Raw genomic sequence first — 21674 nt, 5'->3', positions numbered from 1 at the left:
GCGGCGCACAGCCGCGCCTGGCACGATGGCAGGGTGACCGCACCGTTGACTCCCCCTCCGCCGCCGCACAACCAGTCCCCGAACGACCCCTGGGCGCCACCGCCCACCAGCGGTGGGGGCGGGGCCGCGCTCTGGTACGAGCCGGAGAAGCCGGCCGGGCCCGGCCTGAAGACCGAGCTGATCGAGGCCGCCGTCGTCACCGCGGTCATGGCGCTGCTCGGAGGCGCGCTGCTCGGACTCCTGTGGTGGTGGCTCGCGCCGCACGTACCGCTCGTCTCCGACGGGTCGGCGGTCTACTTCAAGGACACCGAGGGCGAACAGGCCGTGGGCGTCGACGGGACGTTCACGCTGCTGGCCCTCGGCGCGGGTGCGTTGAGCGGGCTCGTCGTCTTCCTGCTGCGCCGGCGGGGCGGGGTGCCGCTGGTGGTGGCGCTCATGGTGGGCGGGCTGCTGGGGGCCGTGCTGGCGTGGCGGCTCGGGGTGTGGCTCGGGCCCGAGACGGATGTCGCGGCGCGGGCGAAGGAGGTCGGGCAAGGGGTGACGTTCTCGGCGCCGCTGAAGCTCGGGGCGAAGGGGGCGTTGCTGGCCTGGCCGTTGGCGGGGCTGTTGGTGCACCTCGGGTTGACCGCGCTGTTCGGGCCGCGGGATCCGGAACCGGTGGAGCACGAGCCGGTGTTGGGCGCCTCATAGCTCGGGGGTACCTGTGAGCTGGCGGCTGCGGGTCCGGTGGGGCTTCTCGCGCCGTTCCCCGCGCCCCTGAAAAAGCGGGCTGCGCCCTGCTTTTTCGGCCCGAAAGGGCCGTAGGCCCTTAAGGGGCGCGGGGAACGGCGCGAGAAGCCCCACCGGACCCGCAGCCGAAAGACGCCGTAGACGCCGTCAGGCGCGGCCGATGGCCGCGAGCGTCGCCCCCGTCAGCGCCAGCAGATCCCCCGGAGCCAACTCCACCTCAAGACCACGGCGCCCGGCGGACACGCACACCGTGGCGTGGCCGTCCGCCGACGCGTCCAGGACCGTGCGGAGCTTCTTGCGCTGGCCGAGGGGGGAGATGCCACCCCGGACGTACCCGGTCGTGCGCTCCGCGAGCGTCGGGTCGGCCATCGCCGCCCGCTTGCCGCCGACCGCCGTCGCCAGCGACTTCAGGTCCAGCGACCCCGCCACCGGCACGACCGCGACCACCAGCGCGCCGTCCACGTCCGCCACCAGCGTCTTGAAGACCCGCTCGGGCGACACACCCATCGCCTCGGCCGCCTCGTCGCCGTAGGACGGATGCGCCGGATCGTGCTCGTAGGCGTGCACGGTGAACTCCACGCCCGCCGCCGTCAGGGCCACCGTCGCGGGCGTGCCACCGGTCTGCTGCTTCTTCGACTTCTTCGCCATCGGCCTTCTCGTGTATGTGGGCGTCAGTTGAGGCTCGTCGGCCCGCGCGTCAGCTCCGACGCGGGCAAGGACGGCAGACTACGGATGATCGCGGACTCGGCGCGCAGCAGTTTCAGCTCGTCGCGCAGCCGGGACGCGGTGTCCGGGGCCTGCAGGAGGCGCTGCTTGGCGGGCGTGTCGAGCATCATCGCCGCCGCGACGAGGTACGAGACGACGGCCGGCTCGTCCGGGAGGTCCGCCCCCGTGGACAGCGAGCGTTCCCGAGCACCCGCGAGCCGCTTCTGGTACTGGCGGAACGCCCGCAGGACCCCCTCGGCGAGCGCGCCCGCCTCGTCCCCGGCGTCCTCCGGCAACTCCTCCAGATCCGCCACCAGAAACGGCCCCGAGGCGTCCACCGACAGCAGACGCACCCGGCTGGTACCGGTCGCCAGAACCTCGAACGTGCCGTTGTCGCGCTCCCGGATGGTCGCCGCGTCCGCGATACAGCCCACGGAGTGGAACGCCTTCGTCGGCTCGTCGCCGAAACCGGCGGTCGGCCCCTTGTCGGGCAGGGCGGTCGGATCCGGCATGCCGGGGGCGCTCGGCGCGACCTCGTGGCCGTCGCGGATGGCGACGACGGCGAAGCGGCGGGGTTGGTCCTCGGGGGTCTTCAGCAACTCGCGCATCATGGCGCGATAGCGCTCCTCGAAGATGTTCAGAGGAAGCACGAGCCCCGGGTACAACACCGAGTTCAGGGGGAAGAGCGGCAGCCGGACGGTGGTCACGAAGCCAGAGCCTAATGGTCGTCGGGCCGCGCGCGTTCGCTCGTATTCGTTTGGTGACCTCCGGCGAGGCCTATCCTTCGGCCCGCGCGGGCCTCCTCGGCCGTGCGCGCAACGGCATCGAGCACGCCACCTCCAGCCGTACGCCGTCCCGCAGCTCAAGGAACTGGCCCAGCGGATCGTCCGACACGCGGTCCCACGGGAAGGACGTGGCGTACGGGCCGACCATGCGCAGCTGGGCCAGGGCGTCCGGCCAGCGCTCCAGGCGGACCAGGACGTAGGTCAGCAGATTGCGGACCTCGGCGGGCCAGGGGTCGCCGGGCGCGTACTCGGCGGAGAGCGCGATCGCGCCGTCCGCCGCCCGGTCCAGCCGTCCGCGCGGGATCACGGCTCCGCCGCCCTCGGCGAGGTAGGAGAAGGCCGCCCGTACCGGCAGGGCCCGGACGAGGGAGCCGGGGAGGGCGTCCTCGGCCGCCCGCTCGGCGAAGTCGAAGCACTCGCGGTGCGAGCCGTACCAGGCGGCGGAGAGGTACTTGAGGGCGGAGACATGGCAGCCGTAGTGGTGCGGGGAGCGGCGGACCGCCTCCGCCCACAGCCGCTCGAAGCCGGTGTGGCCGAGGCCGGTACCCCGGGCGTGGTCGAGGGCGATCCGCCAGGGCACCGGATCACGCGGCTCGGCCTCGGCGGCAGCGGCGATCAACGGGTGGACCTCGCGCAGCAGTTCGACGCGGGCGGGGGAGTGCCAGCCGCGCGCCACCGCCAGCTCGGCCTTGACCAACAGCACGTCCGGATCGTGCGGGGCGGCCGACTGCCAGGCCCGCAGCCACGCGTCGCGCGCGCGGGCGAAGGCGGCGAGCCGCAGCGTGTACCGGTCGCGGTTCTCCCACTCGGCGGCCTCCCGGGTGGTCGCCAGCAGCTTCGCCGCCGGCGCGTACTCACCGCGGCCGGCCGCCACCAGCACGGGTCCGAGCCGCTCGTCGGGGGCGTCGAGCAGCACGTCGTCGTCCGCGGGCAGCCCCGCGGCGAGCCGTGACGTGTGGCGTGCCATCCGGGCGGTACGGACGAGCGCGCGCAGCGGATCCATGGCGCCGAGCCCCCTTCGCGCCTCTACCGGCGACGCTCTCGCGGACCGGGTGCTCACCGTCGTGGTGTCGCAGTTGATGGTTCCGTAGCAAGACGGAGGGAAGGCGAGCCAGGTTGTGTGCTTCTCGGACCAGGTCCGGATCGCCGAGCATTTCCTGGGCAGAACCTGTCAATTCCGGCTCAGGAGCCGGGTGGCGCCCGCCGCCACCGTCGTCGCGAGGATCCAGCCCAGAATGATCACCACCGCGGCCAGCCACTGCCAGCCGCCGCGCAACTGCCAGTAGCCGGCCTGGCCCAGGTCGATGACCGGCAGCAGCAGGTCCAGGGCGAACAGGGACGGGCTCCACTCCGGGTGCTCGCCCTTCTTCATCGGCGGATGGTCGGCATGCGAGAAGGCGTACGAGGTCAGCGCCCACAGCAGCGCCATCCACACCGCGGCCCGGCCCGGCCGGTACCCGTAGGCGACCGTCCAGTCCTGCGCGTAGCCCCAGAGCTTGGCCGCGAGCGGCAGGTTCTCCCGCCGGTGGCGCTGCTTGGCGAGGAGCACCTCGCGGGCGCCCTCGTCGTCCCCGCCGGCCCGCAGCACGGTCGCCAGCCGCTCGTACGGCTCCGGGCTGTACTCGGCGGTCGCCGCCGCCACCCACTCCAGCCGTTCGGCCAGCGGGAACTGGCCGCGCGGTACGAGGGTCTCGTACTGGAAGCCGCCCATGTGGAGGTTGCCCGGACCCGGCCAGCTGTCCGCCCGGTCGACCAGGACGCCGACCCGGGCGCCGGACAGGACGACCTTGCCGCGCTCGGGTCTCTCGCCGAGAAACCGCAGCTCGGGCACCTGGACGCGGCGCAGCGACAGCTCCTGTTCATCCGTGAAGGTGAACCGGGCCCGCTCCAGGTCGACGGAGTCGCCGAACCGCCCGTCGTCCAGCCGGATGCCGCCCTGGCACTCGAAGCGCTGCACCCGGGTGCCGCGCGCGGGCGTGCTGCCGCTGGTGTGCAGCGGGTTGCCCACGCCCGCCGGGGTCAGATAGAGCGTGCGTTCGACGGTCAGCTGGGGGGCGTTCAGGGCGAGACGGTCGTACGGGTTGGCGAGCCGGCTGCCGCGCAGGCTGAGCGAGGCGCCGACGGTCGCGCCGCGCAGGCTCAGCTCGCCGTGCGACTCCAGCATCTCCGCCTGGACGTCCTGGGCGACGGTCAGCCCGTCGGCGGAGAGCGAGCGGCCGTGCCGGTCGCGGTAGACGATCGCCTGGTTGAGCAGCAGATCGGTGCCGATGTGCGCGTCCGCGAGCCGCACCCCGTTGTGGAACCGGCAGCGCGGCAGATGCAGATCGCCCTCCGTGTGCAGCCGGGCCGCCTCCAGCCGGGGCACCGAGCAGTCCACCAGCCGTACGGTCGTGAACCGGGCCTCCGGGACCAGGATCTCCTTCTCGAACCGGCAGCCCCTCATCTCCACGTACGGCACCACCTGGCCGCCCGCCAGCTCCAGGACGCCCTTGATCTGCACGCCCACCAGCTTCAGCGCGGAGACCCGGCCGGCCAGCGCCGGCGGTCCGTCCAGCAGCAGCCAGGCCACGATCCGGGCCCGCACGGTCCGCTCGGGCCCCCAGGGGTGGCCGCCGTGCGGGTCGTCCACGGCGATGTCCCCGTCGCGCAGGTCGTACACACTGCCGTTGCGGAACGCCTGCCACATGCCCGCCTCGGCCGCCGTCAGATCTTCCGGCAGGTCCCCGTCGTCCCGGATGCCGGGCCCCTCACTCACTGCTCTTCCTTCCCCCGTCCCTCACTCACGTGTATGGCGCAACTGGTCACACCGGTGATGCCCGCTGAGTCACCCCTCGAACACTCAACGTGCTGTGCCTTCTGGGGGACACCCCCAGACCCCCGGGATCTTCCGCGTTCCCCGCCGATCTGTATCAGCCATTGATACGCGCGAACAGTGGCCTGCGGAGGTCTGAGAGAATTGGGCGTGTGATCTCCCGAATCGATCTGCGCGGCGACGCCCTCCCGGAGGGACCCGCCCTGCGCGACCTGCTGCCCCGAGCCGACTTCGACGTCTCGGCCGCCCTGGAGAAGGTGCGTCCGATCTGCGAGGCCGTGCATCATCGGGGCGACGCGGCGCTGATCGACTTCGCGGAGAAGTTCGACGGGGTGCGTCTGGCCTCCGTACGGGTCCCGGCCGAGGCGCTCACGCGCGCGTTGGAGGAGCTCGACCCGGCCGTCCGCGCGGCGCTGGAGGAGTCCATCCGCCGCGCCCGCATCGTCCACCGTGAGCAGCGCCGCTCCACCCACACCACCCAGGTCGTCCCCGGCGGCACGGTCACCGAGAAGTGGGTCCCGGTCGAGCGCGTCGGCCTCTACGCCCCCGGCGGCCGGTCGGTCTACCCGTCCTCCGTGATCATGAACGTGGTCCCGGCGCAGGAGGCCGGTGTCCCCTCGACCGCCCTCGCCTCCCCGGCGCAGGCCCAGTTCGACGGGCTGCCGCACCCCACGATCCTGGCCGCCTGCGCGCTGCTCGGCGTCGACGAGGTGTACGCGGCCGGTGGCGCCACCGCCGTCGCGATGTTCGCGTACGGCACCGAGTCCTGCCCGCCGGCCAACATGGTCACCGGGCCGGGCAACATCTGGGTGGCCGCCGCCAAGCGGTACTTCACCGGGGTCATCGGCATCGACTCCGAGGCGGGCCCGACCGAGATCGCGGTCCTCGCCGACGACACCGCCGACCCGGTGCACGTCGCCGCCGACCTGATCAGCCAGGCCGAGCACGACCCGCTCGCCGCCGCCGTCCTCGTCACCGACTCCGTCGCGCTCGCCGACGCCGTCGAGAAGGAGCTGGCGCCGCAGGTCGAGGCCAGCAAGCACATCGAGGACCGCATCCGGCCCTCCCTCGCGGGCCGCCAGTCCGCGATCGTCCTGGTCGACGGCGTCGACGAGGGCCTGAGGGTCGTCAACGCGTACGGCGCCGAGCACCTGGAGATCCAGACGGCCGACCCCGCCGCGGTCGCCGAGCGGGTCGTCAACGCGGGCGCGATCTTCATCGGCCCCTGGGCGCCGGTCTCCCTGGGCGACTACGCGGCCGGCTCCAACCATGTGCTCCCGACCGGCGGCTGTGCCTGCCACTCCTCCGGTCTGTCCGTCCAGTCCTTCCTGCGCGGCATCCACATCGTCGACTACACCGAGGACGCGCTGGCCGAGGTCGCGCACCATGTGGTGACGCTGGCGGAGGCGGAGGACCTGCCCGCGCACGGCGCGGCGATCAAGGCCCGGTTCGGGTGGAAGGTACCTGGTCAGTGAGTTTCGGAATCGACGATCTTCCCGTACGGGACGAACTGCGCGGCAAGAGCCCGTACGGCGCCCCCCAGCTCGACGTCCCCGTACGCCTGAACACCAACGAGAACCCGTACCCGCTGCCCGAGCCGCTGGTCGAGCGGATCGCCGAGCGGGTGCGGGAAGCCGCCCGGCACCTCAACCGCTACCCCGACCGGGACGCGGTGGAGCTGCGGACGCGGCTCGCCGAGTATCTGACGAAGACGTCGGGATACGGGGTCGATCCAACAAACGTTTGGGCGGCCAACGGCTCCAACGAGGTCATCCAGCAGCTGCTGCAGACCTTCGGCGGGCCCGGCCGAACCGCCATCGGCTTCGAGCCCTCGTACTCCATGCACGGGCTGATCGCGCGCGGCACCGGCACCGGCTGGATCTCCGGCCCGCGCAACGACGACTTCACGATCGACCTCGCCGCCGCCGAGCAGGCGATCGCCGAGCACCGGCCGGACGTCGTCTTCATCACCACCCCCAACAACCCCACGGGCAACGCCGTCCCGCGGGAGACCGTGCTCGCGCTGCACGAGGCCGCCCAGGCCGCCGGGCCGTCCATGGTCGTGGTCGACGAGGCCTACATCGAGTTCAGCCACGGCGACTCACTGCTGCCGCTGCTCGACGGACGGCCGCACCTCGTCGTCTCCCGGACGATGTCCAAGGCCTTCGGCGCGGCCGGACTGCGCCTCGGCTATCTCGCCGCCCACCCGGCGGTCGTGGACGCGGTCCAGCTCGTACGGCTGCCGTACCACCTCTCCGCCGTCACCCAGGCGACCGCGCTGGCCGCCCTGGAGCACACCGACACCCTCCTCGGCTATGTCGAACAGCTGAAGGCGGAGCGGGACCGGCTGGTCGCCGAACTGCGCGCCGTCGGCTACCAGGTGACCGAGTCCGACGCCAACTTCGTGCAGTTCGGCAGGTTCGAGGACGCGCACGGCGTCTGGCGGAAGATCCTCGACCGGGGCGTCCTGGTCCGGGACAACGGCGTACCGGGATGGCTGCGTGTGACGGCGGGAACCCCGGCCGAGAACGACGCGTTCCTCGACGCGGTACGTGAACTGAAGAAGGAGACGGGCGAATGAGCCGCGTAGGACGTACAGAGCGGACGACGAAGGAGACCTCGGTCCTCGTCGAGATCAACCTCGACGGCACCGGCCGGACGGAGATCTCCACCGGGGTCGGTTTCTACGACCACATGCTCGACCAGCTCGGCCGGCACGGACTGTTCGACCTGACCGTGAAGACCGACGGCGACCTGCACATCGACTCCCACCACACCATCGAGGACACCGCCCTCGCGCTGGGCGCCGCCTTCAAGCAGGCCCTCGGCGACAAGGTGGGCATCTACCGCTTCGGCAACTGCACGGTCCCGCTGGACGAGTCCCTCGCCCAGGTCACCGTCGACCTGTCCGGCCGCCCCTACCTCGTGCACACCGAGCCCGAGAAGATGGCGCCGATGATCGGCGAGTACGACACCACCATGACCCGGCACATCCTGGAGTCCTTCGTCGCCCAGGCCCAGATCGCGCTGCACGTGCACGTGCCGTACGGGCGCAACGCCCACCACATCGTCGAATGCCAGTTCAAGGCGCTGGCGCGGGCCCTGCGCTACGCCTCCGAGCGCGACCCGCGCGCGGCGGGCATCCTTCCCTCCACGAAGGGGGCGCTGTGAACGGTCTGTCCACCGTCCTGATCGTCGTCGGCCTCTTCCTGGTCGGCGGGATCATCTCGTTCGCCAAGCAGCAGATGCCGAAGAGCCTCATCACGCTGCTGTCGATCGGCGCCGCGATGTGTCTCGTCGCGGGCATCCTGCGGCTGGAGGTGTGGAATTGAGCGCCACCGCGAAACGAGTCGTCGTCTTCGACTACGGCTTCGGGAACGTACGCTCCGCCGAGCGCGCCCTCGCACGCACCGGCGCCCAGGTCGAGATAACGCGTGACTTCGACACGGCCATGAACGCCGACGGGCTGCTCGTCCCCGGCGTCGGCGCCTTCGCCGCCTGTATGAAGGGCCTGAAGGAGGCGCGCGGCGACTGGATCATCGACCGCCGGCTCTCCGGCGGCCGTCCGGTGATGGGCATCTGCGTCGGCATGCAGATCCTCTTCGCCCGCGGCATCGAACACGGCGTGGAGACCGAGGGCCTCGACGAATGGCCCGGCGCCGTCGAACCGCTGCAGGCCGAGATCGTGCCGCACATGGGCTGGAACACCGTCGACGCCCCGGCCGACACCCGGCTGTTCGCCGGCCTGGACGCCGACGCCCGCTTCTACTTCGTGCACTCCTACGCCGTCCACGACTGGTCCCTGGAGACGCACAACCCCGCGCTGACCGCGCCCAGGGTCACCTGGTCGACACACGGCAAGCCCTTCGTGGCGGCCGTGGAGAACGGCGCGCTGTGGGCCACCCAGTTCCACCCCGAGAAGTCCGGCGACGCCGGAGCGCAGCTGCTGAACAACTGGATCGGAACCCTCTGATGGCTTCGAAGCTCGAACTCCTGCCCGCCGTCGACGTCCGCGACGGCCAGGCGGTCCGGCTCGTCCACGGCGAGTCCGGCACGGAGACCTCCTACGGCTCTCCCCTGGAGGCCGCCCTCGCCTGGCAGCGCGCGGGCGCCGAGTGGCTGCACCTGGTCGACCTGGACGCCGCGTTCGGCACCGGCGACAACCGGGACCTGGTCGCCGAGGTCACCCGGGCCATGGACATCAAGGTCGAACTCTCCGGCGGCATCCGGGACGACGCCTCCCTGGCCAAGGCCCTGGCCACCGGCTGCACCCGCGTCAACCTCGGCACCGCCGCCCTGGAGACCCCCGAGTGGGTCGCCAAGGTCATCGCCGAACACGGCGACAGGATCGCCGTGGGCCTCGACGTACGCGGGACGACCCTCAAGGGCCGTGGCTGGACCCGCGACGGCGGCGACCTCTACGAGACGCTGGAGCGCCTCGACAAGGAGGGCTGCGCGCGGTACGTCGTCACGGACATCGCCAAGGACGGCACCCTCCAGGGCCCCAACCTGGAGCTGCTGAGGAACGTGTGCGCGGCCACCGACCGCCCGGTCGTGGCCTCCGGCGGCGTGTCCTCTCTCGACGACCTGCGGGCCATCGCCGAACTGGTGCCCCTCGGCGTCGAGGGCTCCATCGTCGGCAAGGCCCTGTACGCCAAGGCGTTCACCCTGGAAGAGGCACTGGAGGCCGTGTCGTGACTGCCGTGACTGTCCCGGAAACGAGTGCGTCGTCATGACGTCCGATGCCGTGCGGCGCGTACAGAGCGGGAGTCCCTGGGAGGAGTCCTTCGGTTTCGCGCGCGCCGTCGCGGCGGGCGACCGCGTCCTGGTGGCGGGCACGACGGCCTTCAAGGGCGATGTGCTGTACGGGGAGGGCGACCCGTACGAACAGGCCAAGGTGGCCTTCACCAGCGCGGTCGAGGCGCTCGGCGAGTTCGGGCTCGGTGCCGGGGCCGTGATCCGTACGCGGATGTACCTGACGCACATGCGGGACGTGGAAGCCGTGGGGCGGGCCCACAAGGAGATCTTCGACCCGGTGCGTCCGGCCGCGACCCTGCTGGTCGTGGAGGGTTTCGTCGACCCGCGCATCCTGGTCGAAGTAGAGATCGAAGCATTCAGAGGCTAGGCCTTCCGGGGCCTACTTAAGGAGCCGTGGATTCTCATGACCCTGGCGGTCCGAGTCATCCCCTGCCTGGACGTGGACAACGGCCGGGTCGTCAAGGGCGTCAACTTCCAGAACCTGCGCGACGCGGGCGACCCCGTCGAGATGGCGAAGGTGTACGACGCCGAGGGCGCCGACGAGCTGACGTTCCTGGACATCACCGCCTCGTCGGGCAACCGCGAGACGACGTACGACGTGGTGCGCCGCACCGCCGAGCAGGTCTTCATCCCGCTGACGGTCGGCGGCGGCGTCCGCACGGCCGAGGACGTGGACAAGCTGCTGCGGGCGGGCGCGGACAAGGTCGGCGTCAACACGGCGGCGATCGCCCGCCCCGAGCTGATCCGTGAGATCGCCGAGCGCTTCGGCCGCCAGGTGCTCGTCCTGTCGGTGGACGCGCGCCGCACCGAGTCCGGATCCTTCGAGGTCACCACCCACGGAGGGCGCAAGGGCACCGGCATCGACGCCGTCGAGTGGGCCCACCGGGCCGCCGACCTGGGCGCCGGCGAGATCCTGCTCAACTCGATGGACGCGGACGGCACCAAGGACGGCTACGACCTGGAGATGATCACCGCCGTCCGCAAGCACGTCACCGTCCCCGTCATCGCCTCCGGCGGCGCCGGCCGGCTCGGGGACTTCCCCCCGGCCATCGAGGCGGGCGCCGACGCCGTCCTCGCCGCCTCCGTGTTCCACTTCGGCGACCTGCGCATCGGCGAGGTCAAGGCCGCGCTGCGGGACGCCGGACACCCGGTGCGCTGACACCGCAGGCATCTCTACGGGCTCTGATGTAAGCCCCGGCCACCAGGTGGCCGGGGCTTACATCAGGGGTCATGGCCGGGGCACGCGTGCGGTGGCCACGCCTCAGATCCCCAGCTGCTTCGTCTCGTGCAGCTTGGTGATGGCCTCCTTCTCGCCCTCCAGCTCCACGTCGGCGACCTGCTGACGGCCGTAGAGGAAGAGGAGGAGTTCGGAGGGTTCGCCGGTGACGGTGACGACCGGGGCGCCGCGGTGGGCGACAGCGGTCCGGCCGTCGGGGCGGCGCAGGACCAGGCCGGTGGGGGAGCCGCGGCCCATGAGGCGGGCGGTCCGCTCCAGACGGGACCACAGGGCGTCCTGGAAGACGTGGTCCAGCTCGCGCGGCGTCCACTCGGGCCGGGCGCGGCGGATGTCCTCGGTGTGGACGTAGAACTCGATCGTGTTCGACGCCTCGTCGATCTGCTTGAGGTTGAAGGGTGAGAAACGCGGCGGACCGGTGCGCACGAGCTGGATCAGCTCCTCGTACGGCTTCGCGGCGAACTCCGCCATCACCCGGTCCAGGCGCGACGCGAGCTGCTTGATCAGAATGCCCCCGGCGGCGTCGGGGCGGCGCTCGCGCACCACGACGTGCGCGGCGAGGTCACGGGTCGTCCAGCCCTCGCACAGGGTGGGGGCCTCGGGGCCCGCGGTCTCCAACAGGTCGGCGAAGAGAAGCCGTTCACGCTTGGCATGGGTCGACATGCCGCCAGCCTACGACCGGGCCGGTGCTCCGCCCAGCGCAGGTCCGGCCGAGACGGGACGGACCCCCGGGCCTGGGGGTGTGTTCGTACGACAGGTTCGTATGACAAGAAGGTCCGGCCTGTGGACAACCGGCGAGGCCGGTCGGCGCGGCGCGGCACAATGGCACGCATGACCAGCACGCCGTCCCCCAGCAGCCCCCCCAGTTCCGGAGCCCCCGCCGGCCCCGGCACTCCCAGCGCGCTGGATCCCGAGATCGCCGCCCGCCTCAAGCGCGGCGCCGACGGGCTCCTGCCCGCCGTCGCCCAGCAGTACGACACCGGCGAGGTGCTCATGCTCGGCTGGATGGACGACGAGGCCCTGCACCGCACGCTCACCACCGGCCGCTGCACCTACTGGTCGCGCAGCCGCCGCGAGTACTGGGTGAAGGGCGACACCTCCGGCCACTTCCAGTGGGTGAAGTCCGTCGCCCTGGACTGCGACGCCGACACCCTCCTCGTCAAGGTCGACCAGGTCGGCGCCGCCTGCCACACCGGCGCCCGCACCTGCTTCGACGAGGACGTCCTCAAGTCCGCCGAGGGCGGCGCCGATTCCGACGTACCGTCACTGGATCAGTAAGGTCAGCCGCCATGGACCTCGAGACCTTCCGCAAGCTGGCCGACGACCGCCGGGTCATCCCCGTCAGCCGCAAGCTCCTCGCCGACGGCGACACCCCGGTCGCGCTCTACCGCAAGCTCGCCGCCGAGCGCCCCGGCACCTTCCTGCTGGAGTCCGCGGAGAACGGCCGCTCGTGGTCCCGCTACTCCTTCGTGGGCGTCCGCAGCCACGCCACCCTCACCGCCCGGGACGGACAGGCCCACTGGCTCGGCACCCCGCCCGTGGGCGTCCCTGTGGACGGCGACCCCCTCGCCGCCCTGCGCGCCACCATCGAGACGCTCCACACCCCCCACCAGGAGGGCATGCCGCCCTTCACCGGCGGCATGGTCGGGTACCTCGGCTACGACATCGTGCGCCGCCTGGAGAAGATCGGCCCCGGTGAGCGGGACGACCTCGGCCTGCCCGAGCTGACCATGCTGCTGACCAGCGATCTGGCGGTCATGGACCACTGGGAGGGCTCGGTCCTCCTCATCGCCAACGCCATCAACCACAACGACCTGGACACCGGCGTCGACGAGGCGTACGCCGACGCCGTCGCCCGCCTCGACGCCATGGAGGCCGACCTCGCCCGGCCCGTCGCCCAGCCCCCGGCGGTCCTCCCGCCCTCGGAGCTGCCCGAGTACACCGCGCTGTGGGGCGGCCCCGACTTCCAGGAGGCCGTCGAGGACATCAAGGAGCGCATCCGGGCCGGCGAGGCCTTCCAGGTCGTCCCCTCCCAGCGCTTCGAAACCCCGTGCACGGCAAGCGCGTTGGACGTCTACCGCGTCCTGAGGGCGACCAACCCGTCGCCGTACATGTACCTGTTCCGCTTCGACGGCTTCGACGTCGTCGGCTCCTCGCCCGAGGCCCTGGTCAAGGTCGAGGACGGGCAGGCCATGGTCCACCCCATCGCCGGCACCCGGCACCGGGGCGCCACCCCGCAGGAGGACCAGACCCTCGCCGAGGAGCTGCTCGCCGACCCCAAGGAGCGCGCCGAGCACCTGATGCTCGTCGACCTGGGCCGCAACGACCTGGGCCGGGTCTGCGAACCGGGCTCGGTCGAGGTCGTCGACTTCATGTCCGTCGAGCGGTACTCGCACGTGATGCACATCGTGTCCACCGTCACCGGCCGGGTCGCGGCGGGCCGTACCGCCTTCGACGTCCTCACCGCCTGCTTCCCCGCCGGCACCCTCTCCGGCGCCCCGAAGCCCCGCGCGATGCAGATCATCGACGAGCTGGAGCCGTCCCGCCGGGGCCTGTACGGCGGCTGCGTCGGCTATCTCGACTTCGCGGGCGACTCCGACACCGCCATCGCCATCCGCACGGCCCTCCTCCGCAACGGCACGGCGTACGTCCAGGCCGGCGCCGGAATCGTCGCCGACTCCGACCCGGTCGCCGAGGACACCGAGTGCCGCAACAAGGCGGCGGCGGTCCTCCGCGCGGTGCACACGGCCAACCGGCTCGGACGACAGGAGGTTTCTCACGTGAACCCCGGGTGACGAGCCACCGGGGCGGCAGGCGATAGTGGAGTACGTGACCGCTGTACCTCACCCCCGTTCCGAACCCGTGGCTCTCCGCTCCGGCCGGCGCAGCCTCGCCGTGGCGCTGCTCAGCGGTGCGCTCGGCGCGGCCGTCGCGCTGCTCGCCAGCCGCCAGCGCTGGTCGGAGGGCACCATCTCGGTGGCCGGCGGCGACTTCCCGCTGACCGCCCAGGGCAGCGACGTCACCGGCGTGCCCGCGGCGCTCGCAGTGGTGGGCCTCGCCGCGCTCGTCGCCGTCTTCGCCGTACGCCGGTCCGGGCGCGTCCTGGTCGCCGCCCTGCTCGCGCTCTCCGGCGCGGGCACGGTCGCCGCCGCGCTGCTCGGCGCGTACGACAGCTCGGCGCTAGACGACAAGGCGGCCGAGGCCTCCGGCGACAACGCCGCGACCGTCGACGCGCTCAGCCACACCGGCTGGCCGTACGTCGCGGCCGTCGGCGGCGCGCTCATCCTGCTCGCCGGGCTGCTCGCGCTCCGCTACGGACGGCTGTGGCCCGCGATGTCCGGCCGCTACGAACGCGACGGCACCCCCCGGCCGCGCAAGGCCAAGCCGGTCGACCCCGACCGGCCCGAGGACATGTGGAAGGCCCTGGACCGGGGCGATGACCCGACGGGACCGGATCCGGCCTAGGCCGCACCGGCCGACGGGCCGACCGAACGAAACCCGGAACGTGAGAGTGGACACCCCCGCTCAAGGCACCCGCATCCGTACGGGACAATGGACGGCGAGCGTCCGACTCAGCACAGGCATCGAGCGACACGCATCGAGCACCGCGCAATGAACAACGAGGAGCAAGTCATGGCGGGCAGCAGCCACGGTCACACCCCGGCCGCCTGGACCGGCGTCACCATCGCCTTCATCGGTTTCTGCGTCTCGGGCGCCTACATGGTGATGGCCCAGCCGCTGGGATTCTGGGCCGGCATGGTCATCGTCGTCCTCGGCGGCGTCGTCGGCATGGTCATGCGGTCCATGGGCCTGGGCCAGCCGAAGGACGCGCACGCCGCGTACGAGACGGCGACGGTCCGCGCGCAGGGCGCGACGACCCCCGAGCCGGCCGGCGCCAAGAGCTGACTTCGGCGCTGACGCCCGTACGAGGGACGGCCCGGCACACCACCGGGCCGTCCCTCGTGCGCGTGTACGGCCCGCGCGGGGCAGAATGCGGTGTGTGAACGCCGAGACCCAGCCGACCGCGCCGCGCGCCGGAACGGCCGATGCGACCGCCGCGCACCCGGGCCGGGGCAGGGGCCGCGAACCCGGCCGCACGCCGGGCGGGCTCTGGCTGCCCGCCGCGGTGCTCACGGCCGTGGGCGGGGCCTTCGCGTACGTCGCGGCCGTGGACCCCAACGAACCCGGCCACTACCCGGTCTGCCCCTTGTGGCGCTTCACCGGTCTCTACTGCCCCGGCTGCGGCGGTCTGCGCAGTGCGCACGCCTTCGCGCACGGGGACCTCGCGACCGCCCTCACCGACAACGCGCTGGCCGTGGCGGGTTTCCTGGGCTTCGCGGTGCTGTGGACCGTTTGGGTGGTCCACACGGCGCGCGGTCGACCGCTGCGGCTGCGGCTCGGACCTGTGCAGATGTGGTCACTGGGTGCGTTGGCGCTGGTCTTCACGGTTGTCCGGAACTCGCCGTTCGGTGGCTGGCTCCATCCTTGATCAAATGGCGAACGTCCAGGTAGTGGGACCGCCGTCAACCGGATGTGAGGCCTACGCCCTCCTGCGGATACCATCACAGTGAACTGCCTGAACCCTGAGAACCGCCCGACTGTCAATACATGACCGTCAAACGTTGTCACCGATTTTCATCGTTCTCACCGTCTGAAAGGGGGCCGCTCGCGTGAGTGTGCTCGACGAGATCATCGACGGAGTCCGTGCCGACCTCGCGGAGCGGCAGGCGCGCGTCAGCCTCGACGAGCTCAAGGAGCGCGCGGCGAAGGCTCCGGCGGCCAAGGACGGCGCGGCCGCGCTGCGCGGCGACGGCGTCAAGGTGATCTGCGAGGTGAAGCGGTCCAGCCCCTCCAAGGGCGCGCTCGCCGCGATCGCCGACCCGGCCGGACTCGCGGCCGACTACGAGGCGGGCGGTGCGGCGATCATCTCCGTCCTCACCGAACAGCGCCGCTTCGGCGGTTCGCTCGCCGACCTGGAGGCCGTCCGCGCGCGCGTGGACATCCCCGTCCTGCGCAAGGACTTCATCGTCACCTCCTACCAGCTGTGGGAGGCACGGGCGTACGGCGCCGACGTCGTCCTGCTGATCGTCGCGGCCCTCGACCAGCCGGCGCTGGAGTCGCTGATCGAGCGCGCCGAGTCCATCGGGCTCACCCCGCTCGTCGAGGTGCACGACGAGGACGAGGTCGAGCGCGCGGTCGACGCCGGTGCGCGGGTGATCGGGGTCAACGCGCGGAACCTGAAGACCCTGGAGGTCGACCGCTCCACGTTCGAGCGGGTCGCCCCCGAGATCCCCGACTCCATCGTCAAGATCGCCGAGTCCGGTGTCCGGGGCCCGCACGACCTGATCGCCTACGCCAACGCCGGTGCCGACGCGGTCCTCGTGGGCGAGTCGCTCGTCACCGGCAAGGACCCCAAGACGGCGGTCGCCGACCTCGTCGCCGCGGGCGAGCACCCGGCGCTGCGGCACGGCCGGAACTGACCCGGCCATGAGCGACCGCGACTTCGCCGGCCGCCGACCGGGGTCCGCCCCGGCCGGGGCGGTGGGGTGCGGGTTCTCGCCGGTTGGGCCGCCGCCGGGTGTGGCCGGGGTCGCTCTCACGGGTGAGGCGGGGCCGGTAGGCTGTGCTTCGATGTTCTCGATCACCATGACTCCCAGGGACCCCTACGCGCGCCTCGCGCGCGGGTGCCGTCCCCGTGGCTGCCGGGCGCCTGCCCGGCGGGTCCACGGGCGCCGGGTCCGTTACGTCATCGGTGACGAGCCGGGTCAGGTGAACGGCATGCGATGGCCCCGGTCGCCTGCGCGCGCATGCCCTGCGGGCAGCTGAGCCGCCGCTTCCTTCCGTGACCGCCGGGTGTTCCGTTCCCGGTGGTAGGTGAGGTCGCCACCGGTCTGTTCGGCACCGCCGGTCGACGCCGTCGTGGTTTCCCGCCGTCGCGGCGGATGAAGCGGCGCGGCGGACGAAACCGGGCGGTGGCGAAGCGGGGTGGCGGAGACACCGGGTGGTGCCGAAGCGGGGCGGCTGAGACACCGGGCGGTGGCCGAAGCGAGCTCGTGGGGCCGCCAGCCAGGCCGGGGCCGAAGCGAGGCCGTGGCTGACGCCACGCCACGGTTGACGCCGAGCGAGGTCACGCCGAGCCACGGTTGAAGCCGCGCCACGGTTGACGCCGAGCCAAGGCTGATGCCACGCCACGGTTGACGTCGAGCCGCGAGTCACGCCGAGCCACGGCTGATGTCGAGACACGGTTTACGTCAAGCCGTGGAGCGGTCGGTTTGCCGAGTGGGGCTCGAGGGTGGTGTGCGCACGTGATTGCTGTGAGTCATAGTCCGACCGACGATGGGGCTACGCCCCTGCGAGGTATGCGCATGTCCAGTGAGTTCTTCATTCCCGACCCCGAGGGTCAGGTCCCCAGCGCCGAGGGGTACTTCGGCGCGTTCGGTGGCAAGTTCATCCCGGAGGCGCTGGTCGCCGCCGTGGACGAGGTCGCCGTGGAGTACGACAAGGCGAAGCAGGACCCCGAGTTCGCGAAGGAACTCGACGATCTGCTCGTCCACTACACGGGGCGGCCCAGTTCGCTCACCGAGGTGCCCCGGTTCGCCGAGCACGCCGGCGGCGCGCGGGTCTTCCTCAAGCGTGAGGACCTGAACCACACCGGGTCACACAAGATCAACAACGTGCTCGGGCAGGCCCTGCTCACCAGGCGCATGGGCAAGACCCGGGTCATCGCCGAGACGGGAGCGGGCCAGCACGGCGTCGCCACCGCCACGGCCTGTGCCCTCTTCGGGCTCGACTGCACCATCTACATGGGTGAGATCGACACCCAGCGGCAGGCCCTCAACGTCGCCCGTATGCGCATGCTGGGCGCCGAGGTCGTCGCCGTGAAGTCCGGCTCCCGAACCCTCAAGGACGCCATCAACGAGGCGTTCCGGGACTGGGTCGCCAATGTCGACCGCACCCACTACCTGTTCGGCACCGTCGCCGGCCCCCACCCGTTCCCCGCCATGGTCCGCGACTTCCACCGGGTGATCGGCGTCGAGGCACGGCGGCAGATCCTCGAACGCGCCGGACGGCTGCCCGACGCCGCCGTCGCCTGCGTGGGCGGCGGCTCCAACGCCATCGGCCTCTTCCACGCCTTCATCCCGGACGCCGGCGTACGCCTCATCGGCTGCGAACCCGCCGGGCACGGCATCGAGACCGGTGAGCACGCGGCGACGCTGACCGCCGGTGAGCCGGGCATCCTGCACGGCTCGCGGTCGTACGTCCTCCAGGACGAGGAGGGCCAGATCACCGAGCCGTACTCGATCTCGGCAGGCCTCGACTACCCGGGGATCGGCCCCGAGCACTCCTACCTCAAGGACAGCGGTCGCGGCGAGTACCGCGCGGTCACCGACGACGCGGCCATGCAGGCACTGCGGCTGCTGTCGCGCACCGAGGGCATCATCCCGGCGATCGAGAGCGCCCACGCGCTCGCCGGGGCCCTGGAGGTCGGCAGGGAACTGGGCAAGGACGGGCTGATCGTCGTCAACCTGTCCGGGCGCGGCGACAAGGACATGGACACGGCCGCACGCTACTTCGGCCTGTACGACAGCGGTGCCGACGCCGAGGTCGCCGCCGACGCGGCCGATCTCGCCGAGATCGAGGGGGACGCCAAGTGAGCGGCAACATCCAGCTGTTGAGCGACACCCTCGCCGCGGCCAAGGCGGAGGGGCGGTCCGCGCTCATCGCCTATCTGCCGGCCGGGTTCCCGACCGTCGACGGCGGTATCGCCGCGATCAAGGCGGTCTTCGAGGGCGGCGCCGACGTCGTCGAGGTCGGGCTGCCGCACAGCGACCCGGTCCTCGACGGCCCCGTCATCCAGACCGCCGACGACATCGCCCTGCGCGGCGGCGTCAAGATCGCGGACGTGATGCGGACGGTGCGGGAGGCCTTCGCGGCCACCGGGAAGCCCGTCCTCGTCATGACGTACTGGAACCCCATCGACCGCTACGGCGTCGAGCGCTTCACGGCCGAGCTGGCGGAGGCGGGCGGCGCGGGCTGCATCCTGCCCGACCTGCCCGTCCAGGAGTCGGCGCTGTGGAGGGAGCACGCGGAGAAGCACGGCCTCGGCACGGTCTTCGTGGTCGCGCCCAGCAGCAAGGACGCCCGGCTCGCCGAGATCACCGCGGCGGGCAGCGGCTTCGTCTACGCCGCCTCGCTGATGGGGGTCACGGGCACCCGCAAGTCGGTGGGCGCACAGGCCCAGGACCTGGTGGAGCGCACCCGGGCCACCGGTTCCGGTCTGCCGGTCTGCGTCGGGCTCGGGGTCTCCAACGCCGAGCAGGCGGCCGAGGTCGCCGGGTTCGCCGACGGAGTGATCGTCGGGTCCGCGTTCGTGAAGCGGATGCTGGACGCACCGGACGAGGCCGCCGGCCTGGACGCGGTCCGGGAACTGGCGGGCGACCTCGCGAAGGGCGTACGCCGGGGCGCGTGACGTTCACCCGTTATTCGTACGGGATGGCTGGACGTAACGGGCAATACGCTCACTCGAACGGGTGGAAGTGGGATCGGGGAGGCGCTGAGCGCCTCCCCGGTTCGTTCTGCGGGATGTGAGCGAGAAGAACCGTGAGGGAAAGCGCACCGCCCGGGAACGGCTGGCGGAGGAGCGCGAGAAGCAGAAGACCGCCGAGAAGCGCCGGCGGGCACTGATCGTGGGTGCCTCGGTGGTGGGCGTGCTGGGACTGGCCGCCGTGATCGGCGTGGTGGCGGCGAACGCGGGCAAGGACGATGCCGACAGCGCGGGCCCGGTCGTCGCGCCCTCGGGTGCCAACGGCGAGGACAGCCTCGCGATCCCCGTCGGGGACGCCGGCGCCAAGTCGACCCTCTCGGTGTGGGAGGACTTCCGCTGCCCGGCCTGCAAATCCTTCGAGGACGCCTACCGCTCGACCATTCATGAGCTGACCGAGGCCGGAAAGCTGAAGGTCGAGTACCACCTCGCCACCCTGATCGACGGGAACATGGGCGGCAGCGGCTCCCGCAAGGCCGCCAACGCCGCCGCTTGCGCGCAGAACGAAGGCAAGTTCCCGGCGTACCACGACGTGCTCTACCAGAACCAGCCGCCCGAGACGGACGACGCCTTCGCCGACGAGACCAAGCTCCTCGACCTGGCCAAGAAGGTGGACGGGCTGGACACCGCGGAGTTCCGTACCTGCGTCGAGGAGGGCACGCACAACAGCTGGGTCGCGAAGTCGAACGAGGCCTTCCAGAAGGGTGGCTTCTCCGGCACGCCCAGCGTCTTCCTCAACGGCACCAACATCTACGCGGACCAGTCCATGACCCCCGCGAAGCTGAAGCAGATGGTGGAGGCGAGGGCCGCGGGGTGAGTCGCGTGTGAGTCCTGAGGCCGCCGGGGCCCGTGGGGCGTCAAGGGAGTGGTGGTACGGCGTTATGGACCCGTTGCCGGGCTGCTTGCCGTCCGCCGGGCCCGGCAGGGTAGCGTCGACCCTGCCATGGAACTTGCCTACATTCCCAGCCCGTCGCGCGGGGTGCTGTACCTCGGTCCCGTCCCGCTGCGCGGCTACGCCTTCTGCATCATCATCGGTGTCTTCGTAGCCGTCTGGCTCGGCAACAAACGCTGGGTCGCGCGGGGCGGACAGGCCGGTACGGTCGCCGACATCGCCGTCTGGGCGGTGCCCTTCGGTCTGATCGGCGGGCGGCTCTACCACGTGATCACGGACTACGAGCTGTACTTCAGCGAGGGCCGTGACTGGGTCGACGCCTTCAAGGTCTGGGAGGGCGGGCTCGGCATCTGGGGCGCGATCGCGCTCGGCGCGGTGGGGGCGTGGATCGGGTGCCGTCGGCGGGGGATCCCGCTGCCCGCGTACGCCGACGCCGTCGCGCCCGGTATCGCGCTGGCGCAGGCGATCGGGCGGTGGGGCAACTGGTTCAACCAGGAGCTGTACGGCAAGCCGACGGATCTGCCGTGGGCCGTGGAGATCACGTCCTCCACGGACGGGCGGCTGCCGGGGACGTACCACCCGACGTTCCTCTACGAGTCGCTGTGGTGCATCGGTGTCGCGGTCCTCGTCATCTGGGCGGACCGGCGGTTCAAGCTCGGGCATGGGCGGGCGTTCGCGCTGTACGTCGCCGCGTACTGTGCGGGGCGGTTCTGGATCGAGTACATGCGGGTCGACGAGGCCCACCACATTCTTGGGCTGCGGCTCAACAACTGGACCGCGATCTTCGTCTTCGTCCTCGCCGTGATCTACATCGTCCTGTCTGCGCGGAAGCGGCCGGGGCGGGAGGAGATTGTCGAGCCGGGGGTCTCCGACGGTGGTGGGGACGAAGGGGCCGCGGTGGTGGATGAGGGCTCGGAGTCGGCGGAGCCGGCGGACAAGGCCGACGTGAAGGAAGAGAAGAGCGCCGAGGATGCCTCTGATGCCGGGGGCGAGAAGAAGAAGGCCGAGTCCGCGGAGAAGAGCTGACGTTATCGGTTTGGTCGCCCCACCCACCCGCCCCTTTTCACTGGGGTGGGTGGGTTTTTGGGTTTCGGAGGGAGGGGGGAGAGTCGGTGGGGGGTGACTGAGGTGGTGGGCGGGTGCGGGTTCGGTGGGGCTTCTCGCGCAGTTCCCCGCGCCCCTGAAAGACCAGGCCCCTGCGGGCCTGGGAGACCAGG

Annotated in this window: 25 protein-coding genes; 20 read left to right on the top strand and 5 right to left on the bottom strand. The window is 71.6% G+C overall.

Going from position 1 to position 21674, the window contains the following annotated elements:
- Positions 1 to 33 precede the first annotated feature (33 nt).
- Positions 34 to 690, top strand: a complete 657-nt coding sequence (locus ACZ7MG_RS32905) for a DUF2567 domain-containing protein (RefSeq protein WP_471394509.1) — start codon at positions 34 to 36, stop codon at positions 688 to 690.
- Between the two features lie 186 nt (positions 691 to 876).
- Here the strand turns inward: ACZ7MG_RS32905 and ybaK are convergent, their stop codons facing one another.
- From ybaK to ACZ7MG_RS32885, 4 genes are all read right to left on the bottom strand, one after another.
- Entirely contained in the window at positions 877 to 1377 is a 501-nt protein-coding gene (gene ybaK / locus ACZ7MG_RS32900) for a Cys-tRNA(Pro) deacylase (RefSeq protein WP_471394512.1), read from the bottom strand.
- 23 nt (positions 1378 to 1400) lie between these two features.
- Positions 1401 to 2141, bottom strand: coding sequence for an LON peptidase substrate-binding domain-containing protein (locus tag ACZ7MG_RS32895; RefSeq protein WP_471394516.1), 741 nt, complete (start codon positions 2139 to 2141; stop codon positions 1401 to 1403).
- A gap of 70 nt (positions 2142 to 2211) precedes the next feature.
- Positions 2212 to 3222 carry a hypothetical protein gene (locus ACZ7MG_RS32890; RefSeq protein ID WP_471394519.1) on the bottom strand — a complete coding sequence of 337 codons (1011 nt, stop codon included), beginning with the start codon at positions 3220 to 3222 and terminating at the stop codon, positions 2212 to 2214.
- Between the two features lie 168 nt (positions 3223 to 3390).
- Positions 3391 to 4974 (bottom strand): oxidoreductase, encoded by a 1584-nt coding sequence (locus tag ACZ7MG_RS32885; RefSeq protein WP_471394522.1) that lies wholly within the window; start codon positions 4972 to 4974, stop codon positions 3391 to 3393.
- A 209-nt stretch (positions 4975 to 5183) separates the two neighbouring features.
- Here ACZ7MG_RS32885 and hisD point away from each other — a divergent pair, with 209 nt between their 5' ends.
- Genes hisD through hisF form a run of 8 tightly spaced genes read left to right on the top strand, consistent with a single transcriptional unit; the run spans position 5184 to position 10948 of the window.
- Positions 5184 to 6506: a histidinol dehydrogenase gene (gene hisD / locus ACZ7MG_RS32880; RefSeq protein WP_471394524.1), complete on the top strand. Its 1323-nt coding sequence runs from the start codon at positions 5184 to 5186 to the stop codon at positions 6504 to 6506.
- Positions 6503 to 7612, top strand: coding sequence for a histidinol-phosphate transaminase (locus ACZ7MG_RS32875; protein ID WP_471394526.1), 1110 nt, complete (start codon positions 6503 to 6505; stop codon positions 7610 to 7612). The genes hisD and ACZ7MG_RS32875 overlap by 4 nt, the downstream gene beginning before the upstream one ends.
- Positions 7609 to 8202: an imidazoleglycerol-phosphate dehydratase HisB gene (gene hisB / locus ACZ7MG_RS32870; protein WP_471394529.1), complete on the top strand. Its 594-nt coding sequence runs from the start codon at positions 7609 to 7611 to the stop codon at positions 8200 to 8202. Before ACZ7MG_RS32875 ends, hisB begins: the two co-directional genes overlap by 4 nt.
- Positions 8199 to 8363: a hypothetical protein gene (locus ACZ7MG_RS32865; protein WP_033528086.1), complete on the top strand. Its 165-nt coding sequence runs from the start codon at positions 8199 to 8201 to the stop codon at positions 8361 to 8363. Before hisB ends, ACZ7MG_RS32865 begins: the two co-directional genes overlap by 4 nt.
- A complete protein-coding gene (gene hisH, locus ACZ7MG_RS32860; RefSeq protein ID WP_471394532.1) occupies positions 8354 to 9004 on the top strand; it encodes an imidazole glycerol phosphate synthase subunit HisH in 651 nt (216 codons plus the stop codon). The genes ACZ7MG_RS32865 and hisH overlap by 10 nt, the downstream gene beginning before the upstream one ends.
- Entirely contained in the window at positions 9004 to 9729 is a 726-nt protein-coding gene (priA, locus tag ACZ7MG_RS32855) for a bifunctional 1-(5-phosphoribosyl)-5-((5-phosphoribosylamino)methylideneamino)imidazole-4-carboxamide isomerase/phosphoribosylanthranilate isomerase PriA (protein ID WP_471394535.1), read from the top strand. Before hisH ends, priA begins: the two co-directional genes overlap by 1 nt.
- A 34-nt stretch (positions 9730 to 9763) precedes the next feature.
- Entirely contained in the window at positions 9764 to 10156 is a 393-nt protein-coding gene (locus ACZ7MG_RS32850) for a RidA family protein (RefSeq protein WP_033528083.1), read from the top strand.
- Between the two features lie 36 nt (positions 10157 to 10192).
- Positions 10193 to 10948 (top strand): imidazole glycerol phosphate synthase subunit HisF, encoded by a 756-nt coding sequence (hisF, locus tag ACZ7MG_RS32845; protein ID WP_471394538.1) that lies wholly within the window; start codon positions 10193 to 10195, stop codon positions 10946 to 10948.
- Positions 10949 to 11050: 102 nt separating this feature from the next.
- On the opposite strand, the gene ACZ7MG_RS32840 is transcribed toward hisF, so the two are convergent.
- Positions 11051 to 11686 (bottom strand): TIGR03085 family metal-binding protein, encoded by a 636-nt coding sequence (locus ACZ7MG_RS32840; RefSeq protein ID WP_471394541.1) that lies wholly within the window; start codon positions 11684 to 11686, stop codon positions 11051 to 11053.
- A 168-nt stretch (positions 11687 to 11854) separates the two neighbouring features.
- On the opposite strand from ACZ7MG_RS32840, the gene hisI reads away from it, so the two are divergent.
- The 11 genes from hisI to lgt all read left to right on the top strand — a co-directional run bounded on the left by hisI (position 11855) and on the right by lgt (position 21483).
- A complete protein-coding gene (gene hisI, locus ACZ7MG_RS32835; RefSeq protein ID WP_471394544.1) occupies positions 11855 to 12301 on the top strand; it encodes a phosphoribosyl-AMP cyclohydrolase in 447 nt (148 codons plus the stop codon).
- Between the two features lie 11 nt (positions 12302 to 12312).
- Positions 12313 to 13818 carry an anthranilate synthase component I gene (locus ACZ7MG_RS32830; RefSeq protein ID WP_471394546.1) on the top strand — a complete coding sequence of 502 codons (1506 nt, stop codon included), beginning with the start codon at positions 12313 to 12315 and terminating at the stop codon, positions 13816 to 13818.
- 25 nt (positions 13819 to 13843) lie between these two features.
- The gene (locus ACZ7MG_RS32825) at positions 13844 to 14488 is read left to right on the top strand and encodes a TIGR02234 family membrane protein (protein WP_471394549.1); all 645 of its coding nucleotides are present in this window, start codon (positions 13844 to 13846) and stop codon (positions 14486 to 14488) included.
- 168 nt (positions 14489 to 14656) lie between these two features.
- Positions 14657 to 14929 (top strand): HGxxPAAW family protein, encoded by a 273-nt coding sequence (locus ACZ7MG_RS32820; protein ID WP_471394552.1) that lies wholly within the window; start codon positions 14657 to 14659, stop codon positions 14927 to 14929.
- Between the two features lie 85 nt (positions 14930 to 15014).
- A complete protein-coding gene (locus ACZ7MG_RS32815; protein ID WP_471394555.1) occupies positions 15015 to 15512 on the top strand; it encodes a DUF2752 domain-containing protein in 498 nt (165 codons plus the stop codon).
- Between the two features lie 181 nt (positions 15513 to 15693).
- The gene (trpC, locus tag ACZ7MG_RS32810) at positions 15694 to 16503 is read left to right on the top strand and encodes an indole-3-glycerol phosphate synthase TrpC (RefSeq protein ID WP_471394558.1); all 810 of its coding nucleotides are present in this window, start codon (positions 15694 to 15696) and stop codon (positions 16501 to 16503) included.
- 151 nt (positions 16504 to 16654) lie between these two features.
- Positions 16655 to 16849 carry a tryptophan biosynthesis modulator TrpM gene (gene trpM / locus ACZ7MG_RS32805; protein ID WP_471394560.1) on the top strand — a complete coding sequence of 65 codons (195 nt, stop codon included), beginning with the start codon at positions 16655 to 16657 and terminating at the stop codon, positions 16847 to 16849.
- A 539-nt stretch (positions 16850 to 17388) separates the two neighbouring features.
- Positions 17389 to 18678 (top strand): tryptophan synthase subunit beta, encoded by a 1290-nt coding sequence (gene trpB, locus ACZ7MG_RS32800; RefSeq protein WP_471394563.1) that lies wholly within the window; start codon positions 17389 to 17391, stop codon positions 18676 to 18678.
- The gene (trpA, locus tag ACZ7MG_RS32795) at positions 18675 to 19493 is read left to right on the top strand and encodes a tryptophan synthase subunit alpha (RefSeq protein WP_471394566.1); all 819 of its coding nucleotides are present in this window, start codon (positions 18675 to 18677) and stop codon (positions 19491 to 19493) included. The genes trpB and trpA overlap by 4 nt, the downstream gene beginning before the upstream one ends.
- 115 nt (positions 19494 to 19608) lie before the next feature.
- Complete coding sequence (locus ACZ7MG_RS32790) at positions 19609 to 20382, top strand: DsbA family protein (RefSeq protein WP_471394568.1); 774 nt, start codon at positions 19609 to 19611, stop codon at positions 20380 to 20382.
- Positions 20383 to 20508: 126 nt separating this feature from the next.
- Positions 20509 to 21483, top strand: a complete 975-nt coding sequence (gene lgt, locus ACZ7MG_RS32785; RefSeq protein WP_471394570.1) for a prolipoprotein diacylglyceryl transferase — start codon at positions 20509 to 20511, stop codon at positions 21481 to 21483.
- Positions 21484 to 21674: the final 191 nt, after the last annotated feature.

The sequence above is a fragment of the Streptomyces sp. NPDC107538 genome (assembly GCF_055657445.1).
The sequence above is the reverse complement of the archived record's forward strand: the minus strand, read 5'-3'. Positions and strand labels throughout refer to the sequence as shown.